Raw genomic sequence first — 19,510 nt, 5'->3', positions numbered from 1 at the left:
GGTCAGCTCCTACTCGTCGGCCGGCTTGGCGGGCCCGGTGGCGGACGGCGACGGGGTGACCGTGACGGTGACCGTCGGGGTGGGCTTCACCTCCGGCTTGGGGGGCAGCACGGCGTCGCGCGGGTCCTCGCGCGGCGGCATGACGACGACGCCGACGATGTCCAGCCGCGAGAAGCCGACGAACGGCCGGACCCAGATGGTGCGGGTCAGGTCGCCGCGCGAGGGGTCGACCTTGACGACCTCGCCGATGGGGACGCCGGGCACGAACGGCTTGTTGCCGCGGGAGCCGAAGGTCACGAGCCGGTCGCCCGGGTTGACCTTGGCCTTGCCGTTGAGCATCTGGACGGACAGGGCGCGGTCGCCCTGGCCGGTGGCGAAGCCGAGCTCGCCGGTCTTCTCCAGGCGGGTGCCCACGGTGAAGTCGGGGTCGTTGGCGAGGACGACCGTGGCGGTGTCGGGGCCGACGGTGGCGACCCGGCCGACGAGTCCCTCGCCGTTGAGCACGGTCATGTCGCGCTCGATGCCGTCCTTGCTGCCGGCGTCGATGGTGACGGTCCAGGAGAAGCCCTGGGCCGCTCCTATGGCGATGACCTCGGCGCCCTTGATGCCGTACTGTCCGGCGCCGGCCCGCTTGAGCATCTCGTCGAGCTCGTGGATGCGGCTGCGGGTCTGGTCGTCGCTGCCCAGCTTGGCCTTCAGGGCGGCGTTCTCGCGCTCCAGCGTGGCGATGCGGTTGTGCCGCTCGCCGGAGTCCCGTACGGCTCCTATCGCGTTGGCGACGGGGTCGACGGCTGTCGCGACGCCCTTCTCGACCGGGCCGAAGGCCGCTGCGGCGGCCTGCCGGGCGCCGTCGACCGGAGACTCCTCGCCTGCCCTGATGTCCACCGTGATCAGTGCGAACGCGATGGCGATCAGAAGCACCAGGAGCAGCCGGCTTTCTCGTGTGTCCCTCACGTGCGGCGGCCGTGCCTTCCTCATCGGAAATTCTTTGGTCTGTATATCAACGATCCGCCGCACGGGCGCGGCAGCACCCGTACGGCGGATCCTTGTGTTCCGCATGGCCCCCGGACGGAGGTCTGTGTCAGCGCCGGGGCTGGGCGTCCAGAACCTGCTGGAGTGCCTCGAACTCCTCCACGCACTTGCCGGAGCCGAGGGCGACGGAGTCGAGCGGGTCCTCCGCGATGTGGATCGGCATGCCCGTCTCGCGGCGCAGCCGCTCGTCGAGGCCGCGCAGCAGGGCGCCGCCGCCGGTCAGCACGATGCCGCGGTCCATGATGTCGCCGGAGAGCTCGGGCGGGCACTTGTCGAGCGTCGTCTTGACCGCGTCGACGATGGCGTTGACCGGCTCCTCGATGGCCTTGCGGACCTCGGCGGCCGAGATGACGACCGTCTTGGGCAGGCCGGAGACGAGGTCGCGACCGCGGATCTCGGTGTGCTCGTCCTTGTCGAGGTCGTACGCCGACCCGATGGTGATCTTGATCTGCTCGGCCGTGCGCTCACCGAGGAGGAGCGAGTACTCCTTCTTGATGTGCTGGATGATCGCGTTGTCGAGCTCGTCGCCGGCCACCCGGATGGACTGTGCCGTGACGATTCCGCCGAGGGAGATGACGGCGACCTCGGTGGTGCCGCCGCCGATGTCCACGACCATGTTGCCGGTGGCCTCGTGGACGGGCAGGCCCGAGCCGATGGCGGCGGCCATGGGCTCTTCGATGATGTGCACCTGGCGGGCGCCGGCCTGCGTGGACGCCTCGATGACGGCGCGGCGCTCCACTCCGGTGATGCCGGAGGGGACGCAGACCACGACGCGCGGACGAGCCAGGTAGCGGCGCTTGTGGATCTTGAGGATGAAGTACCGGAGCATACGCTCGGTGATCTCGAAGTCGGCGATCACGCCGTCCTTGAGGGGCCGTACGGCGACGATGTTGCCGGGCGTCCGGCCGATCATCTTCTTCGCCTCGGAGCCGACCGCCAGAATGCCGCCGGTGTTCGTGTTGATGGCGACCACGGACGGCTCGTTCAGGACGATCCCCCGGCCCCTCACGTACACCAGCGTGTTGGCGGTCCCGAGGTCGATCGCCATGTCACGGCCGATGAACGACATGTTGTTCCCCTTGTTCCCCATGAGGAGCGTCTGGCCTTCCAGTTGATAGCGGCTGCTGTCAGGTCGGCGAGGTGGGTGTGTGGGTGGAGGCCCCATCGTAGTGCCGCAAGTATGAACACCGCGCGACGGGACTCCGGCAATCCCGCCGGAACGGAAACCCGCCCCCTTAGTGGTGACGACGTGTCCTGCACATGCGTTCCCGCGTCAGCACGGTAATACCGAAGGGCGACCGAAATTACTTCGGTCGCCCCAGGTCATGAGCGCTATTCGGCTGATGTTACGTCAGGAAGGACTCATCAGAGAGAGGGGAAGAACAGCTTCAGCTCGCGCTCCGCGGACTCCTCGGAGTCCGAGGCGTGGATGAGGTTCTCCCGGGTGATGGTGCCGAAGTCCCCCCGGATGGAGCCGGGCGCCGCGGCGATCGGGTCAGTGGGTCCGGCCAGCTGGCGGACACCCTCGATCGCGCGTTCCCCTTCCACCACGAGGACCACGACCGGGCCGCTCGCCATGAAGCCCATGAGGGGCTCGTAGAAGGGCTTGCCCTTGTGCTCGCCGTAGTGGGTCTCCAGGGTCTCCTGGTCCAGCGTGCGCAGCTCCAGGGCGGGAACGGTCCAGCCGGCCTTCCGCTCGATGCGGCCGATGATCTCGCCGATCAGGCCTCGACGGACGGCGTCGGGCTTGAGGATGACGAGCGTGCGCTGGGTCATGTTGCGGCTCCTTGCGGCATACGGGTGCGGTCCGACGAGGCTACAGGGAGTCAGCGGGGCCCCTGCGCGGAGCCCCGGGCCCCGGGCGCCCGGAACTCCGGCCGGGGCCACTGCTCCGACCGGGGCCGCTCCGGCCGGGGCCACTGCTCCGACCGGGGCCGTGCCGCCTCAGGCCTGGGCCTCGCCCTGCGCCTCGCTCTGGGCCGCCCAGCGCGCCTTGATCACGTCGATCTTGGTGCCGTAGTGCACCGAGCACCACCACAGGCCCGCGAACGCCGCGCCGAGGAAGAACATCATCGGGACGACGAACCCGCTCAGGATCAGCCCGATCTGCAGGGCCCAGCCGATCTGGACCGCGCCCGGGCGCGACAGCATCCCGCACAGCAGCACCGACAGCAGCATGGCGATCCCGCAGACCGTCCACACCGTGGCCTGGGTCAGATCCGGGTTCTTCATGGCGACCAGCCCGGCGAAACCGATCACGAAGAACTCGCCGATCAGCGTCGAAGCACACAGCGTGCGCATCCCTCAGCCCCTCTTCAGCAGCAGGCGGGCCTCGCCCACCGTGATCACGGAACCGGTCACCAGGACCCCGGCCCCTCCGTACTCGGCCTCTTCCTCCGCGAGGGTGATCGCCGCCTCCAGGGCGTCGTCCAGCCGCGGCTCCACCTGCACCCGGTCGGGCCCGAAGACCTCGACCGCCACGGCCGCCAGCTCGTCGGCGGACATCGCCCGGTGGCTGGAGTTCTCCGTGACCACGATTTCCGCGAAGATCGGCTCGAAGGCCTCCAGGACCCCCTTGACGTCCTTGCCCTCGCTCGCCGCCATGACCCCGATCAGCCGGCTGAAGCCGAAGGCCTCGGTCACCGCCTCGGCCGTGACCTGCGCGCCCGCCGGGTTGTGCGCCGCGTCCAGGACGACGGTCGGGCTGCGCCGTACGACCTCCATCCGGCCCGGCGAGGTCACCGAGGCGAAGGCCCGGCGCACGGTCTCCAGGTCCAGCTCCCGCGACTGCTCGGCGCCGACCCCGAAGAAGGCCTCGACGGCCGCCAGCGCCACCGCCGCGTTGTGGGCCATGTGGGCCCCGTACAGCGGCAGGAAGATGCCGTCGTACTCGCCGCCCACGCCGCGCAGCGTCAGCATCTGCCCGCCGACCGCCACCTCGCGCGAGACGACGCCGAACTCCATGCCCTCGCGGGCCACCGTCGCGTCGACCTCGACGGCCTTCTTCAGCAGCACCTGCGCCGCGTCCACCGGCTGCTGCGCCAGGATCACGGTGGCGTCCTGCTTGATGATGCCGCCCTTCTCCTGGGCGATCTCGCCGGGCGTGGAGCCGAGCCGGTCCGTGTGGTCCAGGCTGATCGGGGTGACCACCGCGACCGCGCCGTCGATCACGTTGGTCGCGTCCCAGGTGCCGCCCATGCCGACCTCGACGACGGCCGCGTCCACCGGGGCGTCCGCGAAGGCCGCGTACGCCATGCCGGTGAGCACCTCGAAGAAGGACAGCCGGAACTCCTCGGAGGAGTCGACCATCTCCACGTACGGCTTGATGTCGTAGTACGTCTCGATGAAGCGCTCGGCGCTGATCGGGGCCCCGTCGAGGCTGATCCGCTCGGTGACCGACTGCACGTGCGGGCTGGTGTAGCGGCCGGTGCGCAGCTCGAAGGCGTTCAGCAGGGCCTCGATCATGCGGGCCGTGCTGGTCTTGCCGTTGGTGCCGGTCACGTGGATGGAGGGGTACGCGCGCTGCGGTTCGCCCAGGACGTCCATCAGCGCGGCGATGCGCGTGACGGAGGGCTCCAGCTTGGTCTCGCCCCAGCGGGTGGAAAGCTCCTGCTCCACCTCCTGGAGCAGTCGCGCCACCTCCGGGTCGAGGGGCTGCGACGATGCCGGGTCGCCCTGCGGCGGTCCGGCCTGGGCGCGCAGGGTGCGGCTGCCGGCCTCGATCACCGCCAGGTCGGGGTCGCGGTCGGACTCTTCGGCCACGATCCGCTCGAAGAGATCGGAGGTCTCGTCGCGGTCGTCGGGTCCGTTGCTCTCGGGCTGCTGCTCACTCACGGGGCCAGTCTACGGACGGGGGGCCCGGGGACTTTCTACCCGGCCGTTTCGGGACCTTCGGCGGCCGTTGCGACCGGATCGTTATGCAAGCCTTGCGGACAGGAGATAGGGGAACAAATGCCGCAGGCCAGCACTGACAAGTCCGCTTCCAGCCGCGACATAGGCATCGACCTGGGGACCGCGAACACCCTCGTCTACGCCCGGGGACACGGCATCGTCCTCAATGAGCCGTCCGTGGTGGCCGTGAAGGCGGGCACCACCACGGCCCTGGCCGTGGGGACCGAGGCCAAGGAGACCATCGGCCGCACCCCCGGCTCCATCACCGCGATCCGCCCCCTGAAGGACGGGGTGATCTGCGACTACGAGGCCGCCGAGGAGATGATCCGGCACTTCGTCCGCAAGGCCGTGCCCGGGCGGCGGCCGCGCACCCGGATGGTGGTCTGCGTGCCCTCCGGGGTCACCCCCGTCGAGCGGCGGGCCATCGTCCACGCCTCGACGCGGGCCGGGGCCAGGGCCGTCCACCTGATCGAGGAGCCGATGGCGGCGGCGATCGGCGCGGGCCTGCCCGTGGCCGAGCCGCGCGGCTCGATGGTGGTGGACATCGGCGGCGGCACCACCGAGGTCGCCGTCATCTCGCTCGGCGGGATCGTCACCTCCCGGTCGCTGCGGGTCGGCGGGGACCGACTGGACGGCGCGATCATGGACTACGTGCGCAAGGAGCACGGGCTGCTCGTCGGGGAGCGCACCGCCGAGGACGTCAAGGTCGGCATCGGATCGGCCTGGCCGGTGCCCGACCGGCCGGAACTGGAGACGCGGACCTTCACCGTGCGCGGCCGGGAGCGGGTCGGCGGCATGCCGAAGACGCTGTCGCTGGGGGCCGCGGACGTACGGGCCGCCCTGGACGAGCCGGTCGAGGCGATCATCGCCGCCGTGCGCGCCACCCTGGAGGAGTGCCCGCCCGAGCTGTCGGGCGACGTGATGGAGCACGGCATCGTGCTGACCGGCGGCGGGGCGCTGCTGCCGGGCCTGGACCTGCGGATGGCCTCCGCGACGGGCATCCCGGTCTTCGTCGCCGACGCCCCGCTGGACTGCGTGGCGCTGGGCTCGGGCAGGTGCGTGGAGGACCTGGACACGCTGAACAGCCTGCTGGTCCCGGCGAAGGCCTGAGGGCCGAGGGGGCGGTGGTGCGGCTACGCCCTGGGGAGGGTGGCCACGACCGTGTACGAGTCCTCCGTGCGCGTCGTGGTCAGGGATCCGCCCAGGCTGCGCACGCGCTCGGACATGCTCGCCGTACCCGAGCCCGCCGAGACGGGGGCGCGCGCCGGCGTCCGGACGGGCAGGCCGTTGCGGACCGCGATCCGCAGCTGCGGGCCGTCCGCCTCGATCGACACGTCGATGGTCTCCCCGCAGGCGTGCTTGGCCGCGTTGGTCAGGCATTCCTGCACCACCCGGTAGACGGCGGCCTGGCGCAGCGGCGACAGTCCGTGCACCTGCGGATCGAGGGCCAGCCGTACGGGCGAACCGGCGCGGCCGCTCTCCTCCGCGAGGGCCGGCAGCCCCTCCACCCCCGGGGTCGAGGCCCGCTCCCCGCGCTGCACGATGATCTCGTTGAGCACCAGGTGGGCCCGGCGCGCGGTGTCGGCCAGCTCCTCGAAGTCCTTCGCGTACGCCGTCTCGCGCGCCCGCGTCGACAGCACCTCCGAGCGCACCGTCAGCAGGGTCAGCTCCCGGCCGACGAAGTCGTGGACGTCGCGGGCCACCGAGGTGCGCTCCTGCTGGACCGCCTGGAACACCGCCGACTCGGCGCGCCGGGCGGTCAGCTCGCCCACCAGGTCGTGCCGGTAGGCGGCGATGCCGACGGCCGAGGCGAGCACTCCGATCGGCACGACGAGGCTCAGGAACGAGCTGAGCGTCTGGGCCCGCGGTTCGGGCCAGCCCGGGACGCTGAAGACGATCAGCGCGAAGGCCACGTACCCGAGGGTGGCCAGGACGGCCGGCCGCCGCCCCCGGTAGCGGCCGACCGAGTAGAGCGCGAACTGGATCAGCGTCAGCTCGTGCAGCCAGCCGATGAAGAGCAGCGCGGTGAGGTACGAGACCCAGGGCGCCCGGCGGCGCACGACCAGGCTCGAGCACCCGGCGGCGAGCACGACGGCGGCCATCGGACCACTGAGCGAGTTGTCGGCGGCGGCCAGCCCCGGCAGGTCCAGCGCCATCAGCCCCAGGCAGCTGAGTGCGGTGAGCACGTCAAGCGCCCGGGGTGACCCGGCCCAGCTCGCGGCGAGCCGGCGACCGGCGGCCGCGGCCCGGTGGAGCGCCGAGGCGACGGGCGGGACGTACATGCCTTCCATCATCCGTGTTCGGCGAGGGGTATCGGATCAGCCAACCCGGCTGAAATCGTGATGTGTGACACTCCGGACAACTCGGGGCACATCACTTCAGAGTTTCGGATCGGCTCCCGGGCCCGCGTAGTCCGATCCGAAGCAGGAGCGGATCTCCCGCTCGGTGTCCGGGCGCCCCGCGAAGTTGAGCCGGGAGTCCTCCTCCTTCGGCGCGGCCTTGGGGTCGGCGTTGAACGAAACCGACCACCAGTACACGCCGGTCATCTTCCGCTCCCGGACGACCTGGCAGACCGCCTTGTACCAGTTGGCCTGCACGCCCGGGTTCAGCTTGCGCCGCGCGTAGAAGTCGCCGGGTGCGTGGTACGCCCCGTCCATGGCGCTGATGCCCGCCTCGGCGAGCACGATCCGCGACAGCGGGCCCTTGGTCTTCTTGTCCAGCCAGGTGTTCCAGCCGTCGACGAGCTGGTCCACGGGGGCGTCGTCGGGGACCTTGACCGGGAAGTACGCGTCGACGCCGAGCCGCTCGACGGGCACGTCGATGTGGCCCCCCACGTAGTTGTCCCAGTTGGCGTCGTAGGACACCTCGCCCTTGAACCGCTTCTCGGCCGTCGCGATGAGGCCCTTCCAGCCCGGGTCGCCCTCCATGGAATTCAGCTCGGTGCCGATCACGAACGTCGCCGCCTTCTGCCGCTGGGCCACGTCGAGGTAAGGGCCGAGCAGGGCCTCGTACGAATCGAACCAGGCCTCCTTGTCCGTCGGCTTGATGTTGCCGCGCCACCCCTCCGGCGGCACGAGCACGACCTCGTCCAGCGTCGGGCGGACGGTGGTGCGCAGTCCGGCCTCGTGGAAGACGCGCAGCACCGTCTCCAGGTGCTCGGGCGTCGGGGTGCTGCGGCCGGCCGCGAGCTTCGTCGAGGTGCGCCCCTCCGTGTAGAAGGGGAAGGAGACGGAGACGGCGTTGGCCTTCAGCCCGACGAGGTAGGCGGCCTGCTTGCGCGCCTGCTTCTCGATGTGCGCGTCGTCGTGGTCCTTCTTGTCCTCCCAGAAGATCTGGACACCCCATTCGGGCATGCCGGCCTTCCAGGGCCTGTCCACCTTCGGCGCGGGCCCCGCGGGCAGGGCCTCCTCGGTCTCCTCGGTCTCCTCGGCCGCGCTCGCGCCGTCGGTGGGGGCGCCGCCGTGGGCCGTGGCGCGGACGGGACCGGAAGCGGAGTCGCGCAGGACCAGGGCCGGCTCCAGGGAGCCCGGCCTCCAGCGCAGGGGATGGTCTCCGACCACGAACGGCAGGCCTATGACCAGGGAGGTCACGGTCACCGGCAGGATCGCGAGCAGGGGGACCTTGGAACGCCCGGCCGCCTTCCCGTTCTTGTTCCCGTTCTCGTTCTCGTTCTCGTTCTCGTACTTCGTCTCGTCGTGCAGCTGGTCGTTCACGAGGGGGCTCTCGGTTTCTCAGGCGGGCTTGGCGATGACGACGAACTTGTTCTCTTCGCGCTTGATGAACTTGATCAGGCCGCGCAGGCCGCCGAGCCCTTCCATCACGGAGAACACCGGGATGAGGGCGAGCACGACGATCGGCTCCCACCAGCGCCGCCGGCCGTTCGCCGAGACCAGGGCGTTGAGCCGCAGCCCTTCCCAGTACGTCCAGATGACGTACGCGAAGTTGATCGCCCACATGATCACGACGGTCTGGGCCACCGGCGAGGTGTTGAAGTCGCCGATGAGCCAGGCCACGAACAGCACGGTCGCGACGTGCTGGAGCGGGCCGAAGACCCAGGTGGCCACGCAGAGCAGCAGGAACCAGCGGTACCGGAACGGCACCGTGCGGTTGAAGCAGAGGGCCACCAGCCCCCACGCCCAGCGCTCGCGCTGCTTCACGAAGTCCCTGGTGGTGGCCGGGGAGGCGCCGTAGCAACGGCCGTTGAACCAGTCGCTGCGGCCGGGGTACGTGCGGCAGAACGTCAGCGCCAGCTGCGCGTCCTCGACGATGGCCTTCGGGCCGAAGTCCCAGCCGATGGTGGCCTCGATGGAGGCACGGAGCAGCAGCAGCTCACCGTGCACGCCGGCGACCGGCGTGCCGAGACCGGTCAGGGCGCGGAAGCGGGCTATGTCGTCGGCGGGGCGGACCGCGTCGGCGAGCCAGGTGAAGCGGTTCACGGCGTTCTCGCGCGGGTAGGCGAGGATGCCCTGCGCCATGTGCTTGCCCTCGGCGCCCGCCCGCCGCTGGCGGTTGACGAACTGGGCCATCGACGCGGCGGTGTCGGGGCCGACTCCGGTGTCGTCGTCCATGTGCAGCACCCAGATGTCGTCCAGGGCCTCGCCCTCGTCGATCCGCAGTTCGTGCGCGTAGTGGTTGGCGCGGGCCTTGAACCGGGTCCCGTTCGCCGTCTCGTAGGTCTTGGGCACCGTGACCACGCGGATCAGGGGGTTCATCGCGGCCAGGCCGTCGATCTGCTCGGTCGCCTCACAGCCCTCCTCCGTGAGGACGTCGACCCGCATGAGCGGAAAGTACGGGGGCAGGTGCTCCACGTAGCTGAGGACCGACCGCTCCAGCGCCGGGTAGGTGTCGTGGCGGCCGATCGTCGGCACGAGCACGATGAGGAAGTCCTCGTCCACCGGGGTCGGGGGGACCATCTCGTGCGATTTGCGCAGCCGGCGGCGGATCAGCAGGGCGCCCTGCAGACCGACCATGACGCCTATGCCGGGCAGCGACCAGACGACGGACAGGGTCCAGCCCAGCGGGGTCGGGTTCGGCTTGAACGACCACAGGCCGAAGGCGGCGAGGAGCAGGAAGGGCAGCAGGAAGGGGAGCACGCCGGGCTTCCACTCGGCATGGCGCTGCACCAGTTTCGCATCGCGCCGGGTGGCGGGCGCGACCTCTTGGACGGGGGCGGAAGTCATGGAGGTAGTCATTCGGGGTTCCTGCTACTGCTGTTGCTGCTGAGGCGGCGGCGACTGCTGGGCCGGGGGCTGCGGCGGCCAGGCGGGCTGGCCGCCGTACGGGCCCGGACCGTAACCGGGTTGGGGCTGCTGGGGCGGGTAGGGCTGGGGCTGCGGCTGCCCGTAGCCCGTCTGCGGCAACTGCGGCCCGGGCTGAGGCGGGTAGGCCTGCGGGACCCCGAACCCGTGGGACGGCTGGGGCGATTGCTGCCGCGGTGCCTGCGGCGGCACCTGCTGCGCCAGCCGGGCTTCGTTGGCCTGCCGGGTCCACGGGTTGACCGGCGGCTGCCACGCTTCGTACGCCGCGAAGTCCCGCAGCAGCAGGACGATGAGGGCGCAGGTCACCACGGCCCCGACGGCGAAGGTCGCCAGCTTCAGCCCGCCCTGGACGGTCGTGGTGAAGTACTCGGCCTGCTTGTCGTCGAAGAGCGCACCCGACAGACTGCGCACCCGGTTGTAGCCTTCGATGGCGGCGCCGCCGATGATGATGCCCCGCCCGAGGGTGTTCCCGCGCAGGACGAGCAGTCCGCCCGCCACGTAGACGACGCCCCAGTTGAGGTTGAACGTCTCTGCGGTTCCGGAGCCGTCGCCCGTGCCGTAGTACACGATGCCCTGGAGGAAGTCGGCGACGCCGACCTGCCAGAAGCAGTTGTACAGGGCCCACAGGAGCAGGATGCCCGCCCAGCCCATGGCCACGAAGGCGGCCACACGGTGGGCGCGTGGCGTTGACGCGCTCAACTTCACTCCTCTTCGAATGTTCCGTCGTGCAAGGCGAGCCATTGCACGCCCACGGGGCCGGATTCCCGGCCGCCGGTGATCGTCTTGGGGTCGTCGTACGTCCGGCGCACATCGGCGTCCGAGTTCTTCGCCGTGAGCCCGTCGCCCCACACCGTCCACAGCACCCACGGGGCCTGGTCGAGGGTCGTGCGCTGCGCCGCGCCCAGCGGCACGTGGAAGGACTCCGCGAGGATCCGCGGCTTCCCGTAGTCCGCGAGCCCGCGGTGCCAGGTCGATGTCCAGCCGCCCGGGTCGAAGGGGTGGTCCGGCGTCCCGCTGTAGTCGTCGACCCCGACCACGTCCACGTACTCGCCGCCCGGGTAGAAGTCCCAGGGCTCGCTGCCGTGGACCCCGTCCCAGGCGGTGGGGGCCCATGTGAAGATCAGGTTGTGCAGTCCGCGGGAACCCACCAGGTAGTGGTGGAGCAGCTTCCAGAGGGCCGTGTACTGCCGGGGTTCGAGCCCTGCCCACCAGAAGCTCTGCTCCCCGCCGAGCGAGTTCATCTCGTGGTACGGGCGCAGCAGTACGGGGACGTCGTGCGCGGCCAGATGGCCGAGGTGGTCCGCGAGGAAGGACAGGTCGAGCAGGAGCGCCGCGTGCTCGGCGGTACCGGGGGTGAGCACCCGGTCGATCCAGCCGGGGTCCTTCGCGGAGGGCGCGTTGCGGCGCAGCGTCTGGTCGTAGCTCTTGACGGGGCTGCCCGGCCACGGCTGGTGGAACGACATGCCGACCAGGCCTGCGGGTGCTCCCCCGTTCTCCGGGAGCACGGTCTTGGTGCCGTCCCAGAGGCGTTCCGTGCCGGTCGGGTTGTACGAGCCGTCGTCCTCGCGGGGCAGTCCGTGCCAGACGCCGAGAGCCAGGTCCACGACGTCGTTCGTGTAGGTCCAGAACTCGCGGCGGGCGGGCCAGGCGGCGCGCGAGTAGTCCCTCGGCTCCCCCACGCCCCAGCCCTGCTGCTGGTAGCCGGGCCCCAGGTCGAGTTCGAGGAAGGCCGGCAGCTTTCCGGTGATGTCCCGGGGCTTGCGGTAGTAGTAGCCGGGAGGTTTGGGGCCGCTGTGGTCGCCGTACTCGGGGTTGTACCGCTCGTTGTGCACCTCGGCGTGCTGGCCCATGAGGGTCCCGCGGCGACGGCCGGCCCGGGCGTCCGTCTCCAGGGCGACCAGGAGCCGGTAGACGGCCTGGGCCGTCTTGGAGGCCTTCGGGTCCCGGGACAGCAGATCCTTCTGGAGACCCGCGGCCGGTGCGCGCGAGGTGCTGAACGCTGCCACTCCGGCGAGTGCGCCGCCCGTGGCCGCGGTGACGGCCGCCCCCAGGAGGAGGTTGCGGCGCTTCAGCGCGCCGTTTAAGGGATTTAAGGGATGTAAGGGGTTTAACGCCCCGCGAGTCTGCACGTCACGACGCCACACTCCGAGACCCCCCTCGGTCGACAGCCGGCAGGCAACGGCCCCTGAGGGTTGTGCCGAACCTCTGGGGCCGGATTCACCCTACGCGTCGGCCCCCGGGCAATGTGCTCGGGGGCCGATGGTTCACCTTTTGTTACACGGCACTTGTCGCGTGGTGCGTGTTACGCGGCGGGCAGCGTGTCCAGCTGGGTCCGGATCCGGGCGATGTCCGCCTCGGCCTTGGCCAGTCGGCCCTTGATCTTGTCCACGACGTTGTCCGGGGCCTTGGCCAGGAAGGCCTCGTTCCCGAGCTTCGCCTCGGCCTGCTGCTTCTCCTTCTCCGCGGCCGCGAGGTCCTTGGAGAGCCGCTTGCGCTCGGCGGCCACGTCGATCGTGCCCGACAGGTCGAGCGCGACCGTGGCACCGGCGACCGGCAGGGTGGCGGTGGCCGTGAAGCCCTCGCCCTCCGGCTGGAGGCGCAGCAGCTGGCGCATCGCCGCCTCGTGCGCGGCCAGCGCCGTACCGGTCAGGTCCAGGCGGGCCGGGACCTTCTGGCCGTCCTGGAGGCCCTGCTCCTTGCGGAAGCGGCGGACCTCGGTGACGACGGCCTGGACGCTCCCGATCTCCGCCTCTGCGGCCTCGTCGCGGAAGCCGCTGTCCTTGGGCCACTCGGCGATGACCAGCGACTCGCGGCCCGTCAGCGTGGTCCACAGCGTCTCGGTGACGAACGGGACCACCGGGTGCAGCAGCCGCAGCATCACGTCGATGACCTCGCCCAGCACCCGGCCGGAGACCTTGGCCTGCTCGCCGCCCGCGAAGAACGTCGTCTTCGACAGCTCGACGTACCAGTCGAAGACCTCGTCCCACGCGAAGTGGTACAGCGCCTCGCTGAGCTTGGAGAACTGGAAGTCCTCGTAGTACGCGTCGACCTGCGCGACCGTCTTGTTCAGACGGGACAGGATCCAGCGGTCCGTGGCGGACAGCTGCTCGACCGGCGGCAGGTCGCCCTCGATCGTCGCGCCGTTCATCAGCGCGAAGCGCGTGGCGTTCCAGATCTTGTTGGCGAACTTGCTGGACGCCTGGACCCAGTCCTCGCCGATCGGCACGTCGGTGCCCGGGTTGGCGCCCTTGGCCAGGGTGAAGCGGACGGCGTCGGAGCCGTACTTGTCCATCCAGTCCAGCGGGTCGACGACGTTGCCGAAGGACTTCGACATCTTCTTGCCGCGCTCGTCGCGGACCAGGCCGGTCAGCGCGATGGTCTTGAACGGGGCCTCGCCGTCCATGGCGTACAGGCCGAACATCATCATCCGGGCGACCCAGAAGAAGATGATGTCGTGGCCGGTGACCAGGACGTCGGTGGAGTAGAACTTCGCCAGGTCCGGGGTCTTCTCCGGCCAGCCGAGCGTGGAGAACGGCCACAGGCCGGAGGAGAACCAGGTGTCGAGGACGTCGGTGTCCTGGTGCCAGCCCTCGCCGGTGGGCGCCTCGTCGTCCGGGCCGACGCACACGACCTCGCCGTCCGGGCCGTACCAGACCGGAATGCGGTGGCCCCACCACAGCTGGCGCGAGATGCACCAGTCGTTGAGGTTGTCGACCCAGTCGAAGTAGCGCTTCTCCATCTCCTTCGGGTGGATCGTGACCCGGTCATCGCGGACCGCGTCACCGGCGGCCTTGGCGAGGGTCTCGACCTTGACCCACCACTGCAGCGACAGGCGCGGCTCGACGGTGGTGGAGCAGCGGGAGCAGTGCCCGACGGAGTGCAGGTACGGGCGCTTCTCGGCGACGATCCGGCCCTGCTCCCGCAGCGCGCCGACGACCGCGGAGCGGGCCTCGAAGCGGTCCAGGCCGAGGAAGGGGCCGTGGACGGTGATGTTGCCGTGCTCGTCCATGATCGTCATGTTGGGCAGGCCGTGGCGCTGCCCGATGGCGAAGTCGTTCGGGTCGTGCGCCGGGGTCACCTTGACGCAGCCGGTGCCGAACTCCGGGTCGACGTGCGTGTCGGCGACGACCGGGATGGAGCGGTCGGTGAGCGGCAGCTTGATGAGCTTGCCGACGAGGTGCTTGTAGCGCTCGTCGTCCGGGTGGACGGCGATCGCCGTGTCTCCGAGCATCGTCTCGGCGCGCGTGGTGGCGACGACGAGGGTGTCCTCGCCCTCGCCGTACTTGATCGAGACGAGCTCGCCCGCGTCCTCCTGGTACTCCACCTCGATGTCGGAGATGGCCGTGAGGCAGCGGGGGCACCAGTTGATGATGCGCTCGGCGCGGTAGATCAGCTCGTCGTCGTAGAGCTTCTTGAAGATCGTCTGGACGGCCTTGGAGAGGCCCTCGTCCATGGTGAAGCGCTCACGGGACCAGTCGACGCCGTCGCCGAGACGGCGCATCTGGCCGAGGATCTTGCCGCCGTACTCTTCCTTCCACTGCCAGACGCGCTCGACGAACTCCTCGCGGCCCAGGTCGTGGCGGGACTTGCCCTCCTCGGCGAGCTGCTGCTCGACCTTGTTCTGGGTGGCGATGCCGGCGTGGTCCATGCCGGGCAGCCACAGCGACTCGTAACCCTGCATCCGCTTGCGGCGGGTGAGGGCGTCCATGAGCGTGTGCTGGAAGGCGTGGCCCAGGTGCAGGGAGCCGGTGACGTTCGGCGGCGGGATGACGATGGTGTACGCGGGCTTCTCGCTCGCGGGGTCGGCCGTGAAGTAGCCACGCTCTACCCAGCGCTCGTAGAGCTTCCCCTCTACCTCGGCCGGCGCGTAGGCGGTCGGCAGTTCGGAGTCGGGGCTGCTGGGTGTCTGCGTGTTCTCGGTCACGAGGCACAGTTTAGAGCCGTAACAGTCCAGCTATGAAACCGGTAATCCGGGGGCCCGGCGGCCTGCGGGGGATCGGCTTCCGACAGGATGTCTGAAACGCATAAGGATTCCTGAAGGGGGACGCGGGCATGAGCTACAACCAGCCGGGACCGTACGGGGGCCAGCCGCCGCAGCAGCCGGGACCGTACGGGGGCCAGCCTCCCCAGCAGCCGGGACCGTACGGGCAGCCCGCCCCGCAGCCCGGCTACGGCTACCCCCAGCAGCCCCCGCCGCCGGGCATGCCCCCGCAGGGCTACCCCCAGCAGCCCCAGCCGGGCTACGGCTACCCGCAGCAGCCCACGTACGGCATGCAGCCGCAGCCGCCGAAGAAGTCCAAGGCCGGTGTGGTGATCGCCGTGATCGTCGCGGTGGCGGTCATAGCGGGCGGCGGCTGGTACTTCACGAAGGGCGGCGGCGCCTCCGGCTCGGTCTCGTCCGCCACCAAGGGCTACAAGCTGGTCGCCCCGGCGACGGTGGACGACTTCAAGAAGAACCCGAACTACAAGGAGAAGCCCCTCAGCGACAAGGACCGCCAGGAGCTGGAGGCCATCGGCATCAAGAACCCCACCAGGGTCGCCATGGACTACAGCTCGGGCGACCCGGCCAACGCGCTGACGACCAAGGGCCTGAGCTTCCAGGGTGTGTACGGCGAGCTCGCGGATCCCGAGAAGTCGGTGGACGCCTACTTCGCCACCGCCAAGCTCAACGCCGGCAAGGACAAGTCCGCGACGGTCGACATGATCGGCACCCCGAAGTCGATGTCCCCCTCCGGGTTCAGCGGCGCCGTGATGAAGTGCCAGGAAATGAAGATCACCTCGACGAGCACCACGGCGTCGAAGGGTCCGAAGGAGCTGACCCTTCCGATCTGCATCTGGGGTGACTACAGCACCCTGACCATGGTCAGCGCCTCCGACGCCGCCTCCATCCTGGCGGGCAAGCCGGGCTACACCCTGGAGCAGACCGCCGACCTGACGGCGAAGGTCTACAACACCGCCCGCGTCAAGGCCTGATCGCACGCGGCCGACTCGGCACAGATCGCAAAGTGCGGAGTCGGCCGATTCCACTCCGTTACGCCTTGGAGCAGGCCTCGGAGGCATGTTCCGAGCGGACCCCGATGCCGGTCAGGCCCCAGTAGCAGCCCATCCAGGCACCCGGGTTGGAGTAGTCGGCGCCGAACTTACAGGCCGCCTCCGCCTTCGGGCCGACGACGTAGCCGTGATCTATCAGGGAAAACTGGCAGTCACCCTGATCTGCGGACGCAGGGGAGGCCACCAGGATCGGTAAGGCGGCTGCGGCAACTGCGGCGGTCAGAATGGCAGCCGTGCGCTTCTTCACGTTCATGTCTCGCTCCTGTCGACAAAGACGGTTCGAGACAAAGCGGATCAAGAAGTCGGTGCGCCACGCCAGGCCAACCGGAAAGGCTGTCCGATAGTCGGTCGAACAAGTCCTGAAAACGCGAAGGGGCGCCCCGGATGTCCGGGGCGCCCCTTCGCGTGCGTCGTGTCGGTTACGCCGACTTCTCCTGCGGACCCTGGTCCTTCGGGACGATGCGGGGGACCAGCGTCGGGTTCACGTTCGAGCGGACGACGTCCGCGGTGATGACCACGCGGGCCACGTCCTTGCGGGACGGGACCTCGTACATCACCGACATGAGGACCTCTTCCATGATGGCGCGCAGCCCTCGCGCACCCGTCTGGCGGAGGATCGCCTGGTCCGCGATGGCCTCCAGCGCCTCGCGCTCGAAGTCCAGCTCGACGCCGTCGAGTTCGAAGAGCCGCTGGTACTGCTTCACCAGCGCGTTGCGCGGCTCCACCAGGATCTGCAGCAGCGCCTCGCGGTCCAGGTTGTGCACCGAGGTGATGACGGGGAGGCGGCCGATGAACTCGGGGATCATCCCGAACTTCACCAGGTCCTCCGGCATGACCTCCTGGAACTGGTCGCTCGCCTCGATCTCGCGCTTCGAGCGGATCGTCGCCCCGAAGCCGATGCCCTTGGCGCCGGCCCGCGACTCGATGATCTTCTCCAGGCCCGCGAAGGCACCGCCCACGATGAACAGCACGTTCGTCGTGTCGATCTGGATGAACTCCTGGTGCGGGTGCTTGCGGCCGCCCTGCGGCGGGACCGACGCCGTCGTGCCCTCAAGGATCTTCAGGAGGGCCTGCTGCACGCCCTCGCCGCTGACGTCGCGCGTGATCGACGGGTTCTCGCTCTTGCGGGCGACCTTGTCGATCTCGTCGATGTAGATGATCCCGGTCTCGGCCTTCTTGACGTCGTAGTCGGCCGCCTGGATCAGCTTGAGCAGGATGTTCTCGACGTCCTCGCCCACGTACCCGGCCTCCGTCAGCGCCGTCGCGTCGGCGATGGCGAACGGGACGTTGAGCATGCGCGCGAGCGTCTGGGCCAGCAGCGTCTTGCCGGAGCCCGTCGGGCCCAGCAGCAGGATGTTGGACTTCGCGAGCTCGATCGCGTCGTCGCGGCCCTGCGCGCCGCCGTTCTCGCCGGCCTGGACGCGCTTGTAGTGGTTGTACACCGCCACCGAGAGGGCCTTCTTCGCCGGCTCCTGGCCGACGACGTAGCTCTCCAGGAACTCGTAGATCTCACGAGGCTTGGGGAGTTCCTCCCACCGGACCTCGGAGGTCTCCGCGAGCTCCTCCTCGATGATCTCGTTGCAGAGGTCGATGCACTCGTCGCAGATGTACACACCGGGTCCTGCGATGAGCTTCTTCACCTGCTTCTGGCTCTTTCCGCAGAACGAGCACTTGAGCAGGTCGCCGCCGTCACCGATGCGTGCCACGAGGTGCTTCCCCTTCGCCTGGGAGACGCCTGGTTCAGCGCTCCTGGTGCCTCATATCCGACGGTACCTTGCCGGGGGCCCCGTACGGGGCCCCCTTGACGTGGTTCACATCGCCGAATGTGACGACGTGCCCACGCCAACTGGTGGCAAGGATCAGTGGGAGTTCTTGCGGGTCGAGACGATCTGGTCGATCAGGCCGTACGCGAGCGCGTCCTCGGCCGTCAGGATCTTGTCGCGCTCGATGTCCTCGCGGATCTTCTCGATCGGCGTGGTCGAGTGCTTGGCCAGCATGGTCTCCAGCTGGTCACGCATGCGCAGGATCTCCCTGGCCGCGATCTCCAGGTCGGAGAGCTGCTCGCGGCCGGTGCCGCCGGACGGCTGGTGGATCAGCACGCGGGCGTTCGGCAGTGCCATGCGCTTGCCGGGGGTGCCGGCGGCCAGCAGGACGGCGGCGGCGGAGGCCGCCTGGCCCATGCAGACCGTCTGGATGTCCGGCTTCACGAACTGCATCGTGTCGTAGATGGCCGTCAGCGCGGTGAAGGAGCCGCCGGGGCTGTTGATGTAGATCGAGATGTCGCGGTCCGGGTCCATCGACTCCAGGCACAGCAGCTGCGCCATGACGTCGTTGGCGGAGGCGTCGTCGATCTGCACGCCGAGGAAGATCACGCGCTCCTCGAAGAGCTTCGCGTACGGGTCGTACTCGCGCACGCCCTGCGAGGTGCGCTCGACGAAGCGCGGGACGACGTAGCGGTTGTCCACCGGCATGCCGGTGTGGAGGCCGCTCGCGGGAGAGAGGTTGTTCATGTGCATCTGGGTGTTCACCATCCTGGTGGCGTTCTGCGGGCTGGGGCTTGCCGGGTGCGGGCGGGCGTACGGGGCCTCGTACGAGGTCCCGCGCGCCGGGGCCGGGATCAGGCCCCGGTGCCGCCGCCGCCCGGGACCAGCGACGCGGCGGAGATGATCTCGTCGATGAGGCCGTACTCCTTGGCCTCCTCCGCGGTGAACCAGCGGTCGCGGTCGCCGTCGCGGATGATCGCCTCCACGGTCTGGCCGGAGTGGTGGGCGGTGATCTCGGCCATGCGCTGCTTCGTGCGCAGCAGGTACTCGGCCTGGATCTTGATGTCCGAGGCGGTGCCGCCGATGCCGGCGGAGCCCTGGTGCATCAGGATGTCCGTGTTCGGGAGCGCGAAGCGCTTGCCCTGGGCACCGCCGGTGAGCAGGAACTGGCCCATGGAGGCCGCCATGCCCATGCCGATGGTGACGACGTCGTTCGGGATGTACTGCATGGTGTCGTAGACCGCCATGCCCGCCGTCACCGAGCCGCCGGGGCTGTTGATGTACAGGTAGATGTCCTTCTCCGGCTCCGCGGCCAGGAGGAGGAGCTGCGCCGTGATCTTGTTCGCGATGTCGTCGTCGACCTGCTGGCCGAGGAAGATGATGCGCTCGCCGAGCAGCCGGTTGTAGACATGGTCGCCGAGGCCGCCACCGATGGACGGCTCACCCGCGGCGTAAGGCTTCAGATTCGTCACGTATCCACCTGCTCGTCTCCGACGGCCACTTGCCGTCTCAGCG

17 protein-coding genes are annotated in these 19,510 nt (G+C 69.7%); 2 read left to right on the top strand and 15 right to left on the bottom strand.

The genetic code is table 11. The annotated features are described in order from the left end of the window. Nucleotides 1-9 precede the first annotated feature (9 nt). The 5 genes from mreC to ACFY1T_RS05150 all read right to left on the bottom strand — a co-directional run bounded on the left by mreC (nucleotide 10) and on the right by ACFY1T_RS05150 (nucleotide 4,866). A complete protein-coding gene (gene mreC / locus ACFY1T_RS05170) occupies nucleotides 10-954 on the bottom strand; it encodes a rod shape-determining protein MreC (RefSeq protein ID WP_390787039.1) in 945 nt (314 codons plus the stop codon). Nucleotides 955-1,081: 127 nt separating this feature from the next. Beyond that, nucleotides 1,082-2,101 (bottom strand): rod shape-determining protein, encoded by a 1,020-nt coding sequence (locus ACFY1T_RS05165; protein WP_008738981.1) that lies wholly within the window; start codon nucleotides 2,099-2,101, stop codon nucleotides 1,082-1,084. 296 nt (nucleotides 2,102-2,397) lie between these two features. Then, nucleotides 2,398-2,808 carry a nucleoside-diphosphate kinase gene (ndk, locus tag ACFY1T_RS05160; RefSeq protein ID WP_030862361.1) on the bottom strand — a complete coding sequence of 137 codons (411 nt, stop codon included), beginning with the start codon at nucleotides 2,806-2,808 and terminating at the stop codon, nucleotides 2,398-2,400. 168 nt (nucleotides 2,809-2,976) lie between these two features. Next, nucleotides 2,977-3,333: a DUF4233 domain-containing protein gene (locus ACFY1T_RS05155; RefSeq protein ID WP_030862357.1), complete on the bottom strand. Its 357-nt coding sequence runs from the start codon at nucleotides 3,331-3,333 to the stop codon at nucleotides 2,977-2,979. Nucleotides 3,334-3,336: 3 nt separating this feature from the next. Then, nucleotides 3,337-4,866 (bottom strand): bifunctional folylpolyglutamate synthase/dihydrofolate synthase, encoded by a 1,530-nt coding sequence (locus ACFY1T_RS05150; protein WP_390787038.1) that lies wholly within the window; start codon nucleotides 4,864-4,866, stop codon nucleotides 3,337-3,339. A gap of 117 nt (nucleotides 4,867-4,983) precedes the next feature. Between ACFY1T_RS05150 and ACFY1T_RS05145 the strand changes: the two genes are divergently transcribed. Beyond that, on the top strand, nucleotides 4,984-6,033 hold the full coding sequence (locus ACFY1T_RS05145) for a rod shape-determining protein (RefSeq protein WP_390787037.1): 1,050 nt from the start codon (nucleotides 4,984-4,986) through the stop codon (nucleotides 6,031-6,033). Between the two features lie 23 nt (nucleotides 6,034-6,056). Here ACFY1T_RS05145 and ACFY1T_RS05140 read toward each other — a convergent pair whose 3' ends face one another. From ACFY1T_RS05140 to ACFY1T_RS05115, 6 genes are all read right to left on the bottom strand, one after another. Beyond that, the gene (locus ACFY1T_RS05140; protein ID WP_390787036.1) at nucleotides 6,057-7,205 is read right to left on the bottom strand and encodes a sensor histidine kinase; all 1,149 of its coding nucleotides are present in this window, start codon (nucleotides 7,203-7,205) and stop codon (nucleotides 6,057-6,059) included. 96 nt (nucleotides 7,206-7,301) lie between these two features. Next, on the bottom strand, nucleotides 7,302-8,636 hold the full coding sequence (locus tag ACFY1T_RS05135) for a glycoside hydrolase family 113 (RefSeq protein ID WP_390787035.1): 1,335 nt from the start codon (nucleotides 8,634-8,636) through the stop codon (nucleotides 7,302-7,304). Nucleotides 8,637-8,654: 18 nt separating this feature from the next. Next, nucleotides 8,655-10,115, bottom strand: coding sequence for a glycosyltransferase family 2 protein (locus tag ACFY1T_RS05130; RefSeq protein ID WP_390787034.1), 1,461 nt, complete (start codon nucleotides 10,113-10,115; stop codon nucleotides 8,655-8,657). A gap of 12 nt (nucleotides 10,116-10,127) precedes the next feature. Further along, entirely contained in the window at nucleotides 10,128-10,880 is a 753-nt protein-coding gene (locus tag ACFY1T_RS05125; RefSeq protein WP_390787033.1) for a hypothetical protein, read from the bottom strand. A 2-nt stretch (nucleotides 10,881-10,882) separates the two neighbouring features. Further along, nucleotides 10,883-12,187 (bottom strand): glycosyl hydrolase, encoded by a 1,305-nt coding sequence (locus ACFY1T_RS05120; RefSeq protein ID WP_390787032.1) that lies wholly within the window; start codon nucleotides 12,185-12,187, stop codon nucleotides 10,883-10,885. A gap of 296 nt (nucleotides 12,188-12,483) precedes the next feature. After that, nucleotides 12,484-15,105 carry a valine--tRNA ligase gene (locus ACFY1T_RS05115; RefSeq protein ID WP_390787031.1) on the bottom strand — a complete coding sequence of 874 codons (2,622 nt, stop codon included), beginning with the start codon at nucleotides 15,103-15,105 and terminating at the stop codon, nucleotides 12,484-12,486. A gap of 128 nt (nucleotides 15,106-15,233) precedes the next feature. Here ACFY1T_RS05115 and ACFY1T_RS05110 point away from each other — a divergent pair, with 128 nt between their 5' ends. Further along, nucleotides 15,234-16,154, top strand: coding sequence for a hypothetical protein (locus ACFY1T_RS05110; RefSeq protein ID WP_390787030.1), 921 nt, complete (start codon nucleotides 15,234-15,236; stop codon nucleotides 16,152-16,154). A gap of 58 nt (nucleotides 16,155-16,212) precedes the next feature. On the opposite strand, the gene ACFY1T_RS05105 is transcribed toward ACFY1T_RS05110, so the two are convergent. From ACFY1T_RS05105 to ACFY1T_RS05090, 4 genes are all read right to left on the bottom strand, one after another. Continuing rightward, a complete protein-coding gene (locus ACFY1T_RS05105; RefSeq protein WP_390787029.1) occupies nucleotides 16,213-16,485 on the bottom strand; it encodes a hypothetical protein in 273 nt (90 codons plus the stop codon). A gap of 166 nt (nucleotides 16,486-16,651) precedes the next feature. Then, nucleotides 16,652-17,938 (bottom strand): ATP-dependent Clp protease ATP-binding subunit ClpX, encoded by a 1,287-nt coding sequence (gene clpX, locus ACFY1T_RS05100; RefSeq protein WP_030297265.1) that lies wholly within the window; start codon nucleotides 17,936-17,938, stop codon nucleotides 16,652-16,654. Between the two features lie 153 nt (nucleotides 17,939-18,091). Continuing rightward, complete coding sequence (locus ACFY1T_RS05095; RefSeq protein ID WP_030862325.1) at nucleotides 18,092-18,763, bottom strand: ATP-dependent Clp protease proteolytic subunit; 672 nt, start codon at nucleotides 18,761-18,763, stop codon at nucleotides 18,092-18,094. Between the two features lie 86 nt (nucleotides 18,764-18,849). Further along, entirely contained in the window at nucleotides 18,850-19,467 is a 618-nt protein-coding gene (locus ACFY1T_RS05090; protein WP_030862323.1) for an ATP-dependent Clp protease proteolytic subunit, read from the bottom strand. Nucleotides 19,468-19,510 lie beyond the last annotated feature (43 nt).

It is taken from the genome of Streptomyces sp. NPDC001194, from assembly GCF_042896985.1.
Taxonomy (GTDB): Bacteria; Actinomycetota; Actinomycetes; order Streptomycetales; family Streptomycetaceae; genus Streptomyces.
The sequence above is the reverse complement of the archived record's forward strand: the minus strand, read 5'-3'. Positions and strand labels throughout refer to the sequence as shown.